This window comes from Oribacterium sp. NK2B42 (assembly GCF_000424445.1).
Taxonomy (GTDB): Bacteria; Bacillota; Clostridia; order Lachnospirales; family Lachnospiraceae; genus Oribacterium.
Genome location: NZ_AUJX01000033.1, coordinates 1 through 16048 on the forward strand (window position 1 = coordinate 1; position 16048 = coordinate 16048).

Sequence of the window (16048 nt, forward strand, 5' to 3'; positions counted from 1 at the left end):
CAGAGGGCAAACACAGATCACCGATCGCTCGGAGAACTGTTCTACCTGTATGTCCAGGAAGTAGCGGAAATAACCTTTGACCATTCTATGCGACTAATCATGATCGCACTGCTTTCAACCGTCAAAGAGTTCTTTGCGCTCACTGATGCTCAAATGGCAGGGTTTGTACAGCAATTCATCAACAACCTGCCAAACTATCTGAAAGCGCCCTTAGAGGCCTGCGCGGAGCAGTTGTCGGCGGCATAATGGTATTTTTGCGCCGCAAACATTGTAAACACTGAGTTTCACGCCCTTTTGGGTGTGGGAAGTATTAGTTATGAACTTGAAATATATCACAATTACCGGTCTTGATAATGAAAATCTCGCAATTTTTTCTCAATATAACGAGGGACAACTGCTCCACTACAATGAACCGGATCTAGGGATTTTCATCGCCGAAAGTCCCAAAGTCATCTTCCGTGCCCTGGATGCCGGATATGAACCGATTTCTCTGCTTGTTGAAGGGAAAACCCTTGAGGGAAAAGAGACTTCCGAACTCATGAAAAAGCTCAGAGCATTGACAACTGATACTTCAGATGAGCTCCCCGTATATATCGGCGAAATGAAGCTTCTCTCCCGGATAACCGGTTTCAATCTCACACGCGGAGTTCTCTGTGCGATGCGGAGACGGGCACTTCCGGATGTAAAGGAACTCTGTAAGGATATGCGCCGCATAGCGGTACTGGAAAATGTTGTAAATCCAACTAATGTCGGGGCTATCTTCAGATCTGCTGCCGCGCTCAATATCGATGCCGTATTACTTACCTCCGGATGCAGTGATCCGCTGTACAGGCGGGCCGCCAGAGTAAGTATGGGGACCGTATTTCAGATTCCCTGGACCTATATTCCTTCTGATAAGGGAAACCCCGGTGACTGGACGGCTGCCGGAATGAATCTTCTTAAAGAACTTGGATTCAAGACTGCCGCTATGGCTCTTGTGGACCGGTCCGTAAACATTAATCACCCGTCTCTCCTTGAAGAGCCAAAGCTTGCCATCATCTTCGGAACCGAGGGAGATGGTCTCATGGAAGAAACCTTAAATTCCAGCGACTATGTCATCAAAATCCCCATGTCCCATGGAGTGGATTCCTTAAATGTAGCCGCCTCAAGTGCAGTGATCTTCTGGCAGCTGGCATAGTGAATGTACTATATATTCTTACAGACTGCCGATACTTTTCGAATATCTGTTTTCATTTGACACTTAAAAATCCATCGAAGAAGGTTCTCACCAACAGGGACCTTCTCCGGTGGATTTTTCGCCTTATACCATCCTTATACAAAACTTATACCCGGCTCGTACATTTTTACACATAACTTATACGAAAAATGTGATGATATAAGTGTAAAAAAAACTCGCGTAGTTTTAAGAAGGTGATCTCATGTACGGGCAATACACATCAAGCTTTACATCCGGTGCAGCTCCGGTTTCCGTAATAGTTAACGGTGCCTGGTACTCTTACCCCTTCTGGAAAATCCATAAACAATATCTGTGTCTCCTTTCCCCTTTAATCAAAAATATATCCGTAGTACATCCTCACAATACTGTTCATATCAAAGTTTTCCTGAAATTCTTCCAGTTTTTGCCGAAATGTTTGGATATATGGATTATCACCAAGATAGTACTTTGAATCATCATGTATATGTTTTGTGCCTGTTCTCCATGACTGTCCAAAGAAAGGGCTATATTGGGCACTACATAAACGATAGAGCAAATGATAAATAAGCACTGCAGATTCAGGAGAAAAGGCAGTCAATTGTTTTCTGACATGATCCACAATAAAACCGGCCACAGTTTTTTCATAGAATGTCCAAATTGGCAAAGAATCCGATGAATCCGTATACATTACAAACGCATGATGTAATCCTTCTCTTCCACAAATTCTATCGTTTTTACCAATCATGTCGTCAATAAGCTCACCCCAATCTTCGTATTTATAGGTATTGTCTATAGCAAATGCCACACGGTCTCCATCAACAAAGATCATAGAGTAAGTAGCTTCCCTTTGCTCTGGAATCGGAAAAGTTTTGGTATAACTGACAAAAGTATAATCACTAATATTTATACTATCGTCGAAAATAGGTTTTAATATTTCGTTCAGCTGTTTGGAATTCAAAACATCTCTTGTCTGTTCAACATCTTTATATTTAAAGTTTGCAGTCTCTTTTTCAAGAAAACGATCCCAGTAATACACTCCAAACATCTGGCCTTCTAACCAATCTGGTAATTGATCATGTATTCCGGGGTAGTCATGAAGAAAACTTAATGGATCAGTTATCTTCAGAGTCGGTTCCATCGGTATAAAACCATCTATATACTCCTGCAATTCCACAAAATACCTCTTTTTACCATTGTTCATATCATTATAACTCCTATATTATCAAACTCTAAGTCGTATGACATTTCATCATACTGAAATTCTTTTATTTCAGGTAATACTAATTTGCACATTTGTCATATGCCACCTTTCCAAGTTTCCGGTAGCCACTTGATTCTTCCTCCCATATTTCTGATTTGAACTTTTCCCGGGTCATGTTCGCTTCAGTGATTATATAATCCCACAATAAATATGGAAATTTTTCCCAAGAATCAAAATATTCGATGTTTTTATACTTTTCCGAAAACCGTGGTCACCAAAACTACACTCAGACAGGAACATCAAAACATAAAGCATCTTTATATCAGAAAAGCGGACAGGAATTCCCGTCCGCCATAGATATTTTCACTTTGTCATCTTGGTGTATCTTACATTCACATTTGATTATTTCACAACTCCGGAAGACTACACTGTCCCTTCGAACAATATCTTATCTCCAATACAAACCCTCTCAACGCCCTGTTTCTTCTTTTTATTGAAGTTAAAACTAAGCATATATCCTGTATCCAGTCCAAATCTATCAAGATAATCTACTATCTGTTTTTCTCCATCAGCGTTATATCGTTCACCTCTCCATATCTTGAGCTCAATGATATATCGCCTTCCCAGATAATGGATCACAACATCCATCCTCTTGTGATCTCTGGTCTGCTCTTCTATACTATATGTTCCGGTTCCGTTTATTATCGGAGCCAGATATGTGAGAAAACGTTCCCTGCCTTCCTCTTCAAGGAATTTCTCAGTATCATCCTTATGAATGATATTGTGTTCCTTGATAAAATGGCTCATGATCTTACTTATATCAAGCCATCCATCCTTATCTACAAAGATTGATTTATCCGAAGCCGCAAGTTGTCTTAAATCTTCGTTAACTTTACTTTCACCAATGAAGTAATTGTACAGCCTCATTTCGAATATCCTATTGGCAACAGCAACCGTATTATGATTGTTTACTATAAAACCATACATACGAAGCTGTTTCTGTTCCTCATCATCAGGGAGATGAGCTATGGTTTCACCCCTCAACAGAATCCTTCGAAGTTGCCCCTTAAGTTCCGGATAGTTTGTAAGCTTCCCTATCAAGGACTCAAACAGTGTGCTCTCCTCTGATAGTATTTTCTTTACTGCCTCATCAACCCCATAATCTGTCCAGGCTTCTGCAAGTGTTTTAAACGTATCAGGAACCAGCTTTTTATCCAACAGCTCACAGATACGACTCACCAGGTATGGATATCCATTTGTGTATTTCCTTATGGATTTCGCTATCTCAGCCGCATCCATCCCTGTATGATGATCAGCCTCATATTCATCGAGCATACCCTTAATTCCGACCTCAGACAGGCTCATGTCTATATCAAAATCTGCTGCTATATTCCAAGGACTATTTACCTTATGTTCGTCCTCGGTTCGGATCTTCGACTTAAGATGTTTTACATCTGTGACTCCCGCGAGGATAACTGATTGAAATGCCGGTACACCATCTGTATCCCGACTAATATATCCATCTCGAAGCTGTGACAGAAAATCCAAAAACACCTGATTATTTGTAGCACTATCAACCTCATCAATAATCAACACTATTCCACGATCTGATGTTTCACACCATTCAGTTAATGCATCAAACAATTCTCCTAAACGAGTCGAAGGTTTTTCGGCATCTTTCCATACTTCAATCGTTGTTAATAAATCAACCGATATTCCATCAATTACTTTTCTTTTATTCCAAATAAGTCGGCAAAATTCCTGAACAAATTTTTCCTCTGTTGCAAATCCGGAATTACTTATCTTTTGAAAATCCAGTGAAAGAACAATATATTCATCAAGCAGCACTTGTCGTAATGCTGTAAGTGTAGTCGTCTTCCCATATTGTCTCGCACGATTAATAGCGAAATACTTACCATCATCCACAAGCTTCTTTATTTCTTTTACTCTATCAGAGAGATCAACCATATAATGTTTTGACGGAATACATACTGCTGTCGTATTGAACTCTTTCATTGTTTATCTTTCTCCACGTGATCTTTCTCATAATACTGCAACAAACAGCCGCACGGCCAGATCAGTAATCCAGTCGTGCGGCCTCTTCGACCTCTATATTACCATAGTACTCACAAATACTCCATAATATTCACCTGCAAGGCAAGCTCTTCGTCAAGCCCATACTTTAACATCTTCTTTCGGACAAGCTTCACATAAATCCTCATCTGTCAAGCTTAAGGAACAAATATTTATAGAAATTTACCGCTACACGGTACGCGGCTGCTTAAAGCACCTCCAATAAAATCCACCTGGGACGGTTCTCGCCGGTGAGAACCATCCCAGGTGGTGTTCAAACTTCTTAAAGTTGTGATTTGGGATTTTTTCCATTCACTAACACATATCTCAGAGACAGATCTTCATTCCAAAACACAATATCCGCTTGTCTTCCGGGTTTTAGAAATCCTTTTCTGTCAGCTATCCCAAGCTCTTTCGCAGGAGTAACTGTTGAACAGTATATGGCATCTTCCAATGGGATTCCAATCTCCTTCACGAGTATCCTGACACAATCCGGGAGCGGTGTTACGGATCCCGCAAGGGCACCGTCCCTGAGCATCCTGGCCTGCTTTCCTTCGACCTTCATTTCGAGACCACCCAGAAAATAGGTTCCATCCCCCATTCCGGTGGCTCTTAAACTATCTGAGATAAGGATGATCCTGTCTCTTCCAAACATTTTGAATGTTGAACGGATAGCCGAAGGGTGGATGTGGATTCCATCGCATATAATCTCAGCATTAACATCTTTACAATCAAAGGCTGCGCCGATTACTCCGGGGTTTCTGTGAGTCATCTCCGGCATGGCATTGTACATATGGACAAGGTGTTTTGCACCGGCTTTCATGGCCTTAAGTGCGGTATCATAGTCTGCATTTGTGTGTGCAATGGCTACATTAACCTCACTTCCGACAGTCTCTATGAACTCCGTCGGATCCTTCATCTCCGGCGCAAGTCCGATGAATTTCACTATGCCTCTTCCGGCCATTTGAAATCTTCTAAATATTTCTTCATCGCAGGGCAAAATATTTGCCTCATTCTGAGCGCCCTTTTTTTCAATGCTGATAAAAGGCCCCTCCATATTTATACCGCAAAGCTCCGCCTCACCCACATGTCTTTCAGGGTGGCCAATCTGATCCTCCCGAAAATCCGCCGCATTACTTAAAATACGTTCCAATGTTTCCACCGGCTCTGTCATGGTTGCGGGGCAAATGGAAGTAACTCCTATTGAGGCCTCATATCTCGCTATGGTTTGAAGAGCTTCTGCCGTGGCATCGCCTGCGTCACAATTCATGGCACCGTGAAAGTGAAGGTCTGTCATACCCGGAAAGCAGTAAGCGCCTTCACAGTCCAGGCTTTCACTGGATAAGGCTGACGGCACATCATTTCCGATGAAAACATTGGCAATGATATCATCACGGACTTCTATGACACCCGGACGGAATATACCATTCTCCGTAAAAATTTTCAGATTTTTATATATCAAGAATATACCTCCGTTTCCCGCTATCCTTCTCTTTGAAGCCCCGTAACGGAGGTCCACAGATTCCAGAGTCTGTCTGTGGTGAGAGGGCCATCATTATAATTTGCATGATTCTTCGAAGCTAGCCAGTCATTATAATCCTTCAGTAAAAATACCCTCACGTCCATTCCGGAGAAGTGTGTAACTGTCGGGATGAAATCCCAGGAACTTATCCTTGTGCCGTTTTCATCTTTTATTATGCTAACATCCGCAAGGCCACCGAGAATCCGCGGCACTTTGGACTGTGCCGAGATCAGATTTCCACAGGACCAGAAAACAAGGCCGCTGTTCCCGGATGCTGTGGTAACATAACCTGCCGGCTCCACAACATGAGGATGTGCGCAGATAACAAGGTCCGCTCCGGCATCAATGAGAGAATACACATAAGCCTGCTGGAAGGCCGTAGGCTGATGATGATATTCTTCTCCTATATGCAGGAAACAGACTGTCATGTCTGCTTCATTCTCTGCAAGCCTTACGTCATTCAGGAACTTTTCCTTCTGTCCCAACAGATTCACCATGTAGTACAGGGAACCTGGTACACTGAAACCGTTCAGTCCATAGGTATAGTTGAACATCGCAAGGCGTATACCGTTCTTCTCCACATAGTCAATAGTGTTAAAGGCTGCCGGAGAATCATGAATTCCGAGAAGCGTGATTTCCGGGTGGAAGGTCTTCCAGTAATTCAATGTATCATTCACACCGCGGACTCCCTTATCCCAGGTGTGATTTGTAGCAGAAAGCACAATGTCAAATCCGGTGTCCACCAGTGCCTCTCCCATGATCTGCGGGGTTCCGAAGGTGGGGTAATCGCTTATCAGGGAATTGTCAGAGATAAATATGGTCTCCTGATTGATCACAGCCAGGTCCCGGGACTGTATGGTGTCAAGAATCGGTGTGTACAGAAAATGAAAATCATGGGTTCCCAGCTCGGGACGCCAGGCCTTGTCCACGATGGTTTTATGGATCAGATTATCACCGGCGGCGATCATTGTAAGCTTGCCGGACATCCCTGATCCGGTTTTATTGTTATTGGCAGCATTTGTCCCGGAAAATCCCGATATTTCCCCGGCGTAAGGCACCGTTGGTCCCGCTGCCGCCATACCGGTTCCGATTCCGGTCGGCATGCCGGTTCCATTCTCAGTCTGCATACCGGTTCCCGCTCCACCGGTTTCCGGCTGCCATCCATGACCCGCCACCCTGGAACCTGCTGATGCAGTCATAGTCATGATATCAATTGACAGAACCGTAAGAAACAACAGGAGCACCACGCTCACCTTGATCCACACATTTTTCATCTTGATTCCTGACTCAGAGCCCTTTCTTATTTTAGCCATTCATCTACCTCCGAAAAAATATATATGAATATGCCCCTGTTGATAATACAAACTAAAATACCTTTATGATCCTATGCTTTATCTTTGCCCAATTTATTTGATATACAGACTCTCCTCCGATCCGGTGTGGAACCGAACCTCTTCCTTCGAACCGTCGTCCTTCACCATAGTGCCGGTCAGTATGTCATCGCTGTAGAAACCTGTATCGTACGAAAGGCTCTCTATCCAGCCATCACGGCAGAAGAATCCGTTGGTGGTGATGGTACGATCCTCGGGATCTGCATTCATGTCTGCTTCGTAATTTGCGGTAAGAAGTTCGCGGCCATTAATCTTTACACTTAAAGTGTTATCGTCAAAAAGCAGCACAACATCAGCCAGTCGGCCTTCACCGACATATTCTTCGCCTGTAAGCGCCGAAGTCCAGTAATACGGCACTTCCCTTTCCTCTCCAAAATCAGATGAGGATGATGTGCTGCTCTCTTTTCCGGGCTCTGCCTTCGACGCGTTTTCCTTCCAGATGTCCATACGCTTCACTGCAGATGCCGGAGCATTGATCACACATTCCTCGGGGAAGCTTGGATACTTCTCCTCCTGTCCGTAATAATCTGCTATGGCGCCGGTAAACTCGGCAGACTTAAGTCCCTCGCACTTTCCGAAGGCATCAGGTCCGATGCTGCTGATGCCGTTTCCGAAGGTAACCTTGGTAATGCCAACACATCCGGTAAATGCATATTTACCCACGTAAGCGAGTCCGTCAGGGAATACCAATTCCCCGGATATTCCTTCACAAACGGAAAATGCGCCATCCTTGATGTGTGTAAGTGTTTCCGGAAAGCCTGCTATGAAAGTAATGCCACGGCAGCCGGAAAATGCTGATTCACCTATGGAAATAAGTCCTGAAGGAAGCTTCAAAGTGCCGGTAAAAGCAGTTCCACCAAAAGCATGGTCACCGATAACCAGCAGCGATTCGGGCAGCTCAAGCTCACCGGTAAGACTATTGCATCCCCTGAAGCATCCGGAACAGATGTATTCCAGATTTTTCGGAAGCTTAAGCGACGTGATGCACTCATCTCCTTCAAAGGCATTGTTCTCCATAAGCTTCAGGCTGTCGGGAAGCACCACCGAACCTTTAAGTCTTTTCATATAGGATAATCCGCCGTTTCCGATATGCTCAAGTCCCTTAGGCAAAGTTAATGTTCCGTCAAAGCCGCATCCGCAGAACGCGTGGAAATCGATATCTTTAACACTGTCCGGAATCACAAGATCACCGGCGAAATTCTCGCAATGGTTAAAGCAGGAGTATTCGATCTTTTCAAGATTTGCAGGCAGCTTCAGTTTCCCGTCAAAGCCGCACTCGCTGAAAACCCAGTCTCCCATGGAAGTCACAGAATCCGGAATGATCAGATCTCCTCTCAGTTTTCGAGCTCTTATAAAAGCACATCTTCCTATGGTTTCGAGACCATCCGGCAGTTCCAGCGTGCCTTCAGCATTTTCGAAGTCTGCAAATGCTTCCGCTCCGATCTCCTTCAAAGACTTGGACAACTTGATACCTGTAAAGCCCTTGCAGCGAGTAAAGGCATAGTCTCCCACTTTCTCCACTGAATCCGGAATCGTAAGAACACCTGTCAGTCCCTCACAACCGTAAAATGCGAACTCGCCTATGGTTTTCAGTGTACTTGGCAGCACCAGTTCACCGGTAAGATTCTGGTTCGAATAAAATGCGTTTCTCACTATTGACGTAATTCCTTCGCCGATGACAAGCTTTTTAATCTTATAATCCGACCACATGAACTTCTCCGCATCCATCTCTCCGGTACCTGAGAAAGTCAGAGTTTGGGTTGATTTATCGTAAGTCCAGGTTATATTCTCACCGCAGGTGCCTGTTTCCCCCTTGGTCTTTTCACCACCCATGGCCTCCGATCTGCATCCGAATAATCCAAACAACATCATTAACCCCACTAAAATAATCCATACTCGTTTCATCCCACATTGTTCCTTCCTTAAACATGAAACACCGGTTATCTTTATTAGTTATTTTAACATAATCTCAGTCTTCAACACATATCTTACCTATATTTATCTGACTGATACTATGAGCCGTTAAATATCTTTGTTTTTATAATTGTCCGCATATCGCCGATTAGCTAAAATAGGAAGTATCAGTAACAAATCAGCCGGTGGACAAAGCGGACTGACTAATAAACAATATAAAAGAGCGTGGATGAAACCCTTGATTGTTTCATCTACGCTCTTTCGATTATATAAAGCACTTCATGTGTAAGGGGCGTCATACCCACTTACAGTTTAAAAGATTTTTTGTTAGAAATTTGCAGTGTGGTCTGACCCCATTTTCATGCTGAGGGAGCCAGGGCTTCATCTACCCCGACTTTCTTTGTAACACTGTCTCCGTAAATGGTTGTCCAGTCATTCTTCATGGAAACCGGAATCCAGTTAAACTCGGCACAGTTCTGGTACATGGCATTGGCCTTATCAAGATTTCCGTTTTCTCTTTCCAGATCATCACAGCAAAGCATAAAGGCAAGGCTCTTGTAAGGGTTGCCGGTTATGGTATACATGGCCATGCTGGCATCACTCATGGTATTGCCGAAAGAAAGTACCGGCTGCACTCCTATCTCCTGAATGATGGCAGTTGTCTTGTTCATGTTAACATTCCCTCTCAGAAATTCTCCTCCAAGGATAATCCTGTCTTTTACTTTGAATGTATATTCGATACCATCCTCATCATCCTGTCCGGTAGCAATAACAGCTTCGTCAGAACCTATTATCTGCCTCATGGGAACATTAAGTGGAGAATACTTCACTATGCTTCGCAATATAAATCTGTCGGTTCCGCTTACAACATAAACAGTGAAGTCATTGGCCTGAAGATAATCAACGATCTGAAGCATGGGAAGATACCATGCGTCTCCCCTCAGAAGTCCGTTGTAACTCGGCATAGGAAATGTTTTGTAATTCTGAATGTATGCATCAAGCTCATCAAGAGTCATTCCCGCAAAGGAAGAAGCAATGCTCTTAGCATGATCTAAAGGAAGATTCGCTGATTGTTTACCTTTTTCATTTAGGTCAACAATCTTTTTGGCGGTTGCCTTTTCAAACTTCCTCGCCTTACCCTTGTATCCCTCATCCTCAAGAACACGATATGTCAGCAGGCTGTAAGCAAAGTAGTTCGGATCTGTCTCGCAGAACAATGTTCCGTCAAAGTCAAAAACCGCTATACGACGATCCACCGGTATGAAATTCGGACTGCTCTCGTCTGTAATATCAGACATATAGGCTATAAGCTGCTGTTTGGTCAGAGCTGAATCAGTCCAGTAGCTAAGCATGTTATTGCCGGTTTCGATGGCCATTTCTGCCGCAGATAGTTCCACAGGAGCTTCTGTTTCCGGAACAGTCTCCGGAACACTTTCCGCAATGGTCTCCTGCACGGAAGCTGTTGTTTCTTCAGCAACTGTTCGTGACTTTAGCTTGCTGTTTGTAAGTGTGACCATGGCAACTGTCAGAGCTATCGTTACTGCGATGAGCACTATGGCTATATATTTCCATACGATCGATGTAGTGTTTTCCCGTTCCAAAATTAACCCCCTGATATAAATGAACTAAAATAGTTGATTTACTCAATGTAAAAATAGACAACTGAATTATAGCATGATAAAAGATCTTATAGTGGATATTTAAGTATTATTTTTCACTACTGTCCCCATTGTATTACAAATCAAAGAGGAACTTATACACCAAAGGATATCAAATCCTTCCGTGCATAAGCTCCTCTTTTTATAAAAACAGTAATTGTCGATAGTGCTTTAACAGCTCATCATACATACAATAGTTATATGGATTCCTAACTACTTCCTTTTTTCACCTCTAAAGATCTAAGCTATAAAACTTTCCGGTAAACGCATAAACGGAAAGAGTATAATCGAAAGGGTAGAAAAGAAACGTAATACTATGGAGGTTTTATCTCCCTGGCAGAGGAGATATGGTCATGTACTTATTTCCTGTAGTGGTGAATGTATTTTTTGGAACGTATACTGGCAATACGGTATGCATGACAAATGAGCTCTTAAATCACATCCTGCTCACCACTATCTATTGTGTTATAATCTCCAATTCTTTCTTTTTTCATACAAGATTTATACATATTTCATAAATGGCTTATATTCTTTTTATTGTTGGCGATGAAGATAATATGAAAAACATATTTTTGCAGGGAGGGCAATATGGAATATTTATTTATGAATCTTATTCTGTTTTTTGCAATTGCATCCATAGGATATTATATTCTCGATGCAATTCTTTCACTTTTTGTTTCCGAGTCCGATCCTGTTGAAAGGGTACGTCGTAAAAGAATGGCTTCAAAATCTTTTACGATACTGAAAGGTTCAAAACAGAACCGCAGAGTTCAGAAGCCCATGAAACGTGTTGCTAACTATTAGATCATCTACTTAAATAGTGTCCCATCAAAAGAACACCTGAGTCCATCCCTATTGGACTCAGGTATTCTTTTTCTGTTTTTTTAATCACTACTCACCCGCAGTCCACCTATCTGCGATTCAGACACATTCCCATCGGCGACTCTGCAATACAAAAAGAGAGTCATGGATTTCCATAACTCTCCTTTGCATGACTTATATGAAAAAAGCCTTATTGATTCAGCCTGACAGTGCCTGTCCCAACATCATATCGGCATCATCATTTCTGTTCTTATATTTGTCCCTGTACATTGCCTCATCAGCAGCCTCTATAAAACTGTCTATATCGCAATATTTCTTATCATATTTAACATAACCACAGGCAATTGACAAAGGTATCTTCTTTAATCCCGGTCCGAAACTTCCGATCTTCCTTTTTATTGCCTTTATCAGGTTTTTAATGTCTCCTTCCGAGTCCATATTGATGATCAGTATGAACTCATCTCCACCGTATCTTGCCAGAAATGCTTTTCGCGGAACCTTATCAAGAACAGCCCTTATTGAATCAGCCACGTAAACAATCATCTTATCGCCTTCAACATGACCATAGTGATCATTTATATCTTTAAATTGGTTTATATCCATCATAATGGCATAAAGACCATTCTTGCCTGTTTCCATCCGTTCTTCCAGATACCTTAGCAGTCTTGTCCTATTGTTTAGCTGCGTAAGCGGATCCTTGCATACCATCATTTCCTGCTTATTGAAATATATGGTCAAAAGCATAAGCATTGACGCTGCAGGCACCAGACAGGAGGTGATGTAAAGCTCCGTAACAGACGCAATAAACGGAAGAACCGGATATAACGCTATGCTTGCAACAAGTTTTCTTTTATCACTGTCATCACACTTTTTCGAATTGCTGAAACAGGTGGAAGATGCAAGCAAAGCCGTCATGTAAACTACCACTTTTTGGAATAAAGCAAGCTCTCCGTTATGAAGCATTCCACTGCCATCGATGTAAAAAAACATCCTTGTAAATGGGGAATATAAGGATAATGCTGTCAATCCCACAAAGGGCATCGCCCAGAAAAGCTCTCCCTTTTTATCTCTTTCATAGGAAGGTTTCTCAGTTTTTATAATAAATGATATCCAGCTGTAAACAGCCAGATAAACTGTTATATCGCATAAGGTTCTGGATATCAGGATCAGATTTCTGTAATCTTTACCAAGTCCTCCGAAACTGCTGAGCAGCTCTGTCACACATATAAAAACTGTCATAAAAATATGCGCTGTGAGAACCCTCGTAAATGAAACATTAACCCTGTCACTCCTTCTAAAACCTGAAACGACCTTTTTTAGGATCAAAGCCAATACGGTTACACACAGCACATTCAATTCTATAAATATTAAATTTACATTCATTCTTTTCTATTCCTTAGCTTATTATCAGTTAATGTGGATTCCGGCGGAGAATCCTGCAAAGATCTAAACGCCTCTTCAGTAATAAAATAGCTGACAATCACAGCTTCCAAACTGTAGATAGTGATTATATCGCAGGGAATCGATAGTATATAACCAATGTCCGTAAAACTTAAAGTTTCCGTTGATTATCGAAAGAATTGCATCTTGTTTTGTCTCATATTGTGATAAACTTATTATGTTGAAACTGTTACATATCTTTTTGATCAGAGGGTAATTATCATGATGAAAAAATCTATTCTTTTGGCATCTGTTTTATGTCTTGTTCTGGCAGGCTGCGGCGCTAACGAAATTCCGACTGCAGGCACTACTGAAACTTCTGCCACTGCGGAAACTTCAGCTCAGGCAGAAGAAACCACGGCCGCTACGGAGGAATCTACCGAAGCCGGAGAAGCTGCTGCAGAGACCACGGTCGCTGAAGAAACAACTGCCGAAAAATCAAATGTTCGCAGAGAGATTGTCGGCGCAGAGAAAGATGATGTTTCCGGCGCTAAACCAGACGCCAAGGCTAATGTTGAACTCCACGCAGATATTCAAAAGGAACAGCCATCTCCTGAATGGATAACAAATCTGGATGCTGCCAGGGACGAAAACACCAAGCAGCTTTTCGTTGTTGCCGGAATGGGCATGGATAAAACAACCGCTACTGTTTCAATGCACGAAAGAGATAAGAGCGGAAACTGGATACAGATTCTGTCAACTCCCGGATTTGTAGGACTTAACGGTCTCTGCCTTGATGAGGATCATAAAGAGGGCTGCGCACAGACTCCTATAGGCACCTACCACTTCAATAAAGCTTTCGGAATTGCCGATGACCCGGGATGTCAGATTCCTTATGTAAAGGTAGACGACGATACCTGGTGGTCAGGTGATGACCGCGAAGGTATGCATTATAACGAAATGGTGGATATAAAGGATTTTCCTGAGCTTGTAAAGGACAACAGCGAGCATATCACAGATTATGAGTATCAGTACCAGTACTGCCTCAACATCAGCTTCAATGAAGAGGGTGCTCCCGGAAGAGGCTCTGCTATATTCCTCCACTGCTTCGGACCACTTAAGCCTTATACCGGCGGATGCGTTGCTCTTCCTGAGAACATCATGAAGCTTGTGATGCAGAAAGTAACCGGGGACTGTGTAGTCGTTATAGACACATTTGAAAATCTGGGCGGAAGCTTCTGATAATCCTCATCTGTATCACTTAGCACAGTCGGTCTTAGCCTGTGGACATCAAAGAAAGGATGCAACAGATTCATATCATCTGTTGCATCCTTTCTTTGTCACTTTAAACTCCGGCATAGTCGCGCAGCCGGGGGATAGTTTTTTATTACGGCTATTCCGATTCTATATATATCGTCAGGCTCCTGATTTTCTCCAATAAATTTTTCCTGATCAGCCCAGATCCTCACCGTTACTCTCAATAACCTTCTTGTACCAGAAGAATGAATCCTTCTTCTTTCTTGAGTAATCGCCTGTTCCATCGTCATACTTTGAAACATAGATCATGCCATAACGCTTTGCCATCTCACCGGTGGATGCTGAAACGAGGTCGATGCATCCCCAGGGTGTGTAACCCATGAGATCAACTCCGTCTGCCACAGCCTCTTCCATCTGCTCGATATGCTTACGAAGGTAATCAATTCTGTAGGAGTCATGAATGCTTCCGTCCTCCTCAAGAACATCCTTTGCGCCGAGACCGTTCTCAACAACCATAAGCGGCTTCTGATAACGATCCCAGATTTCATTGAGAGTCCAGCGGAGTCCCTTAGGGTCGATCTGCCAGCCCCAGTCGGAAGCCTCAAGATAAGGATTCCTGGCTCCTCCCGTTATGTTTCCGGCAACAGTCTTGGCGTTGGGATCTGTACTTGTACAGCTTGTCATATAGTAGCTGAATGTATAGAAATCAACTGTTCCGTTTTTCAGGATCTCATCATCGCCCTCTTCCTTCCTGATCACAATGCCGTTCTCCTCAAAGTAACGGTTCATGTATGAAGGATAGTAACCACGGCACTGTACGTCTGAACAGAACCAGTTCTTGATCTGCATCTCCTTCTGGTTTGCAACAACATCGTCAGGGTTGCAGGTGAAGGGATAGCTTGAAAGGAAGCAGATCATATTTCCGATCTTGTACTCAGGGTAATTGTCATGAGCATACTTTACAGTCAGCGCACTTGCCACGAACTGGTGGTGCAATGCCTGGAAACGTATTGCCTTCTCATCCGGAACCCGGATCATAGGTCCTTCATAGCCCTTAATGGTACCGAGTGATAATGTTGCTCCCATCGTCATGGTACCTGCATTTATTTCATTAAATGTGAGCCAATACTTAACCTTACCCTTATATCTGTCAAAGATGGTTTTAACGTAGTTCATAAAATAATCAATGAGCTCACGCCCATACCAGCCGTTATACTTCTCAACAAGTGCATACGGCATCTCATAATGTGAGATTGTGATAAGTGGCTCAATGCCATACTTTAGGCACTCGTCGATAACATTGTCGTAAAACTGAAGTCCCTTCTCATTAGGCTCCTTCTCCATACCTGTGGGGAAGATACGTGTCCATGCAATGGAGAAACGGAAACACTTAAATCCCATCTCCGCAAAAAGCTTGATGTCCTCTTTATAATGATGATAGAAATCGATGGCATCCTGACTTGGGTAGAATGTCTCCGGCTCGATATCTACTGTAACTCTCTTAGGATTTGTGAATGATCCACCGGTGCAGTGATCTGAAACCGAATCTCCCTTTCCGTCTACATTCCATGCACCCTCAAACTGATTTGCGGCAGTTGCACCGCCCCAAAGAAAATCTTTACGAAGTTTAGTCAT

The 16048-nt window shown here is 42.8% G+C and carries 11 protein-coding genes and 1 pseudogene; 4 read left to right on the top strand and 8 right to left on the bottom strand.

Annotated elements, in window-relative coordinates; translation table 11 throughout:
* Both G625_RS22850 and G625_RS0109475 read left to right on the top strand, forming a co-directional pair.
* Positions 1-246, top strand: a pseudogene (locus tag G625_RS22850) (hypothetical protein); the annotation flags it as partial.
* Positions 247-316: 70 nt separating this feature from the next.
* On the top strand, positions 317-1177 hold the full coding sequence (locus tag G625_RS0109475; protein WP_044932184.1) for a TrmH family RNA methyltransferase: 861 nt from the start codon (positions 317-319) through the stop codon (positions 1175-1177).
* 367 nt (positions 1178-1544) lie between these two features.
* Here the strand turns inward: G625_RS0109475 and G625_RS0109480 are convergent, their stop codons facing one another.
* The 6 genes from G625_RS0109480 to G625_RS19230 form a co-directional block, all read right to left on the bottom strand.
* Entirely contained in the window at positions 1545-2396 is an 852-nt protein-coding gene (locus G625_RS0109480; RefSeq protein WP_029200939.1) for a hypothetical protein, read from the bottom strand.
* 423 nt (positions 2397-2819) lie between these two features.
* The gene (locus G625_RS0109495; protein WP_029200940.1) at positions 2820-4412 is read right to left on the bottom strand and encodes an AAA-like domain-containing protein; all 1593 of its coding nucleotides are present in this window, start codon (positions 4410-4412) and stop codon (positions 2820-2822) included.
* Between the two features lie 340 nt (positions 4413-4752).
* Positions 4753-5931, bottom strand: a complete 1179-nt coding sequence (nagA, locus tag G625_RS0109505) for an N-acetylglucosamine-6-phosphate deacetylase (protein ID WP_029200941.1) — start codon at positions 5929-5931, stop codon at positions 4753-4755.
* Positions 5932-5951: 20 nt separating this feature from the next.
* Positions 5952-7304 carry a CapA family protein gene (locus tag G625_RS0109510; RefSeq protein ID WP_029200942.1) on the bottom strand — a complete coding sequence of 451 codons (1353 nt, stop codon included), beginning with the start codon at positions 7302-7304 and terminating at the stop codon, positions 5952-5954.
* A gap of 93 nt (positions 7305-7397) precedes the next feature.
* Entirely contained in the window at positions 7398-9287 is a 1890-nt protein-coding gene (locus G625_RS0109515; protein WP_084152837.1) for a leucine-rich repeat domain-containing protein, read from the bottom strand.
* Between the two features lie 368 nt (positions 9288-9655).
* Positions 9656-10897, bottom strand: a complete 1242-nt coding sequence (locus G625_RS19230; RefSeq protein WP_049895828.1) for a haloacid dehalogenase-like hydrolase — start codon at positions 10895-10897, stop codon at positions 9656-9658.
* Between the two features lie 645 nt (positions 10898-11542).
* Between G625_RS19230 and G625_RS0109530 the strand changes: the two genes are divergently transcribed.
* Positions 11543-11758: a hypothetical protein gene (locus tag G625_RS0109530; protein ID WP_029200944.1), complete on the top strand. Its 216-nt coding sequence runs from the start codon at positions 11543-11545 to the stop codon at positions 11756-11758.
* Between the two features lie 216 nt (positions 11759-11974).
* On the opposite strand, the gene G625_RS0109535 is transcribed toward G625_RS0109530, so the two are convergent.
* Positions 11975-13159, bottom strand: a complete 1185-nt coding sequence (locus tag G625_RS0109535) for a GGDEF domain-containing protein (protein ID WP_029200945.1) — start codon at positions 13157-13159, stop codon at positions 11975-11977.
* Positions 13160-13438: 279 nt separating this feature from the next.
* Between G625_RS0109535 and G625_RS21255 the strand changes: the two genes are divergently transcribed.
* Positions 13439-14398: a hypothetical protein gene (locus G625_RS21255; protein ID WP_049895829.1), complete on the top strand. Its 960-nt coding sequence runs from the start codon at positions 13439-13441 to the stop codon at positions 14396-14398.
* 210 nt (positions 14399-14608) lie between these two features.
* Here G625_RS21255 and G625_RS0109545 read toward each other — a convergent pair whose 3' ends face one another.
* A complete protein-coding gene (locus tag G625_RS0109545; protein ID WP_029200946.1) occupies positions 14609-16048 on the bottom strand; it encodes a glycoside hydrolase family 1 protein in 1440 nt (479 codons plus the stop codon).

What these genes read in the sequence shown, in the direction of transcription:
- G625_RS0109475 (WP_044932184.1), top strand. Translation starts at nt 317, where the DNA reads ATGAACTTGAAATATATCACAATTACCGGTCTTGATAATGAAAATCTC.
- G625_RS0109480 (WP_029200939.1), bottom strand. Translation starts at nt 2,396, where the DNA reads ATGAACAATGGTAAAAAGAGGTATTTTGTGGAATTGCAGGAGTATATA.
- G625_RS0109495 (WP_029200940.1), bottom strand. Translation starts at nt 4,412, where the DNA reads ATGAAAGAGTTCAATACGACAGCAGTATGTATTCCGTCAAAACATTAT.
- G625_RS0109510 (WP_029200942.1), bottom strand. Translation starts at nt 7,304, where the DNA reads ATGGCTAAAATAAGAAAGGGCTCTGAGTCAGGAATCAAGATGAAAAAT.
- G625_RS0109515 (WP_084152837.1), bottom strand. Translation starts at nt 9,287, where the DNA reads ATGAAACGAGTATGGATTATTTTAGTGGGGTTAATGATGTTGTTTGGA.
- G625_RS0109530 (WP_029200944.1), top strand. Translation starts at nt 11,543, where the DNA reads ATGGAATATTTATTTATGAATCTTATTCTGTTTTTTGCAATTGCATCC.
- G625_RS0109535 (WP_029200945.1), bottom strand. Translation starts at nt 13,159, where the DNA reads ATGAATGTAAATTTAATATTTATAGAATTGAATGTGCTGTGTGTAACC.
- G625_RS21255 (WP_049895829.1), top strand. Translation starts at nt 13,439, where the DNA reads ATGATGAAAAAATCTATTCTTTTGGCATCTGTTTTATGTCTTGTTCTG.
- G625_RS0109545 (WP_029200946.1), bottom strand. Translation starts at nt 16,048, where the DNA reads ATGACTAAACTTCGTAAAGATTTTCTTTGGGGCGGTGCAACTGCCGCA.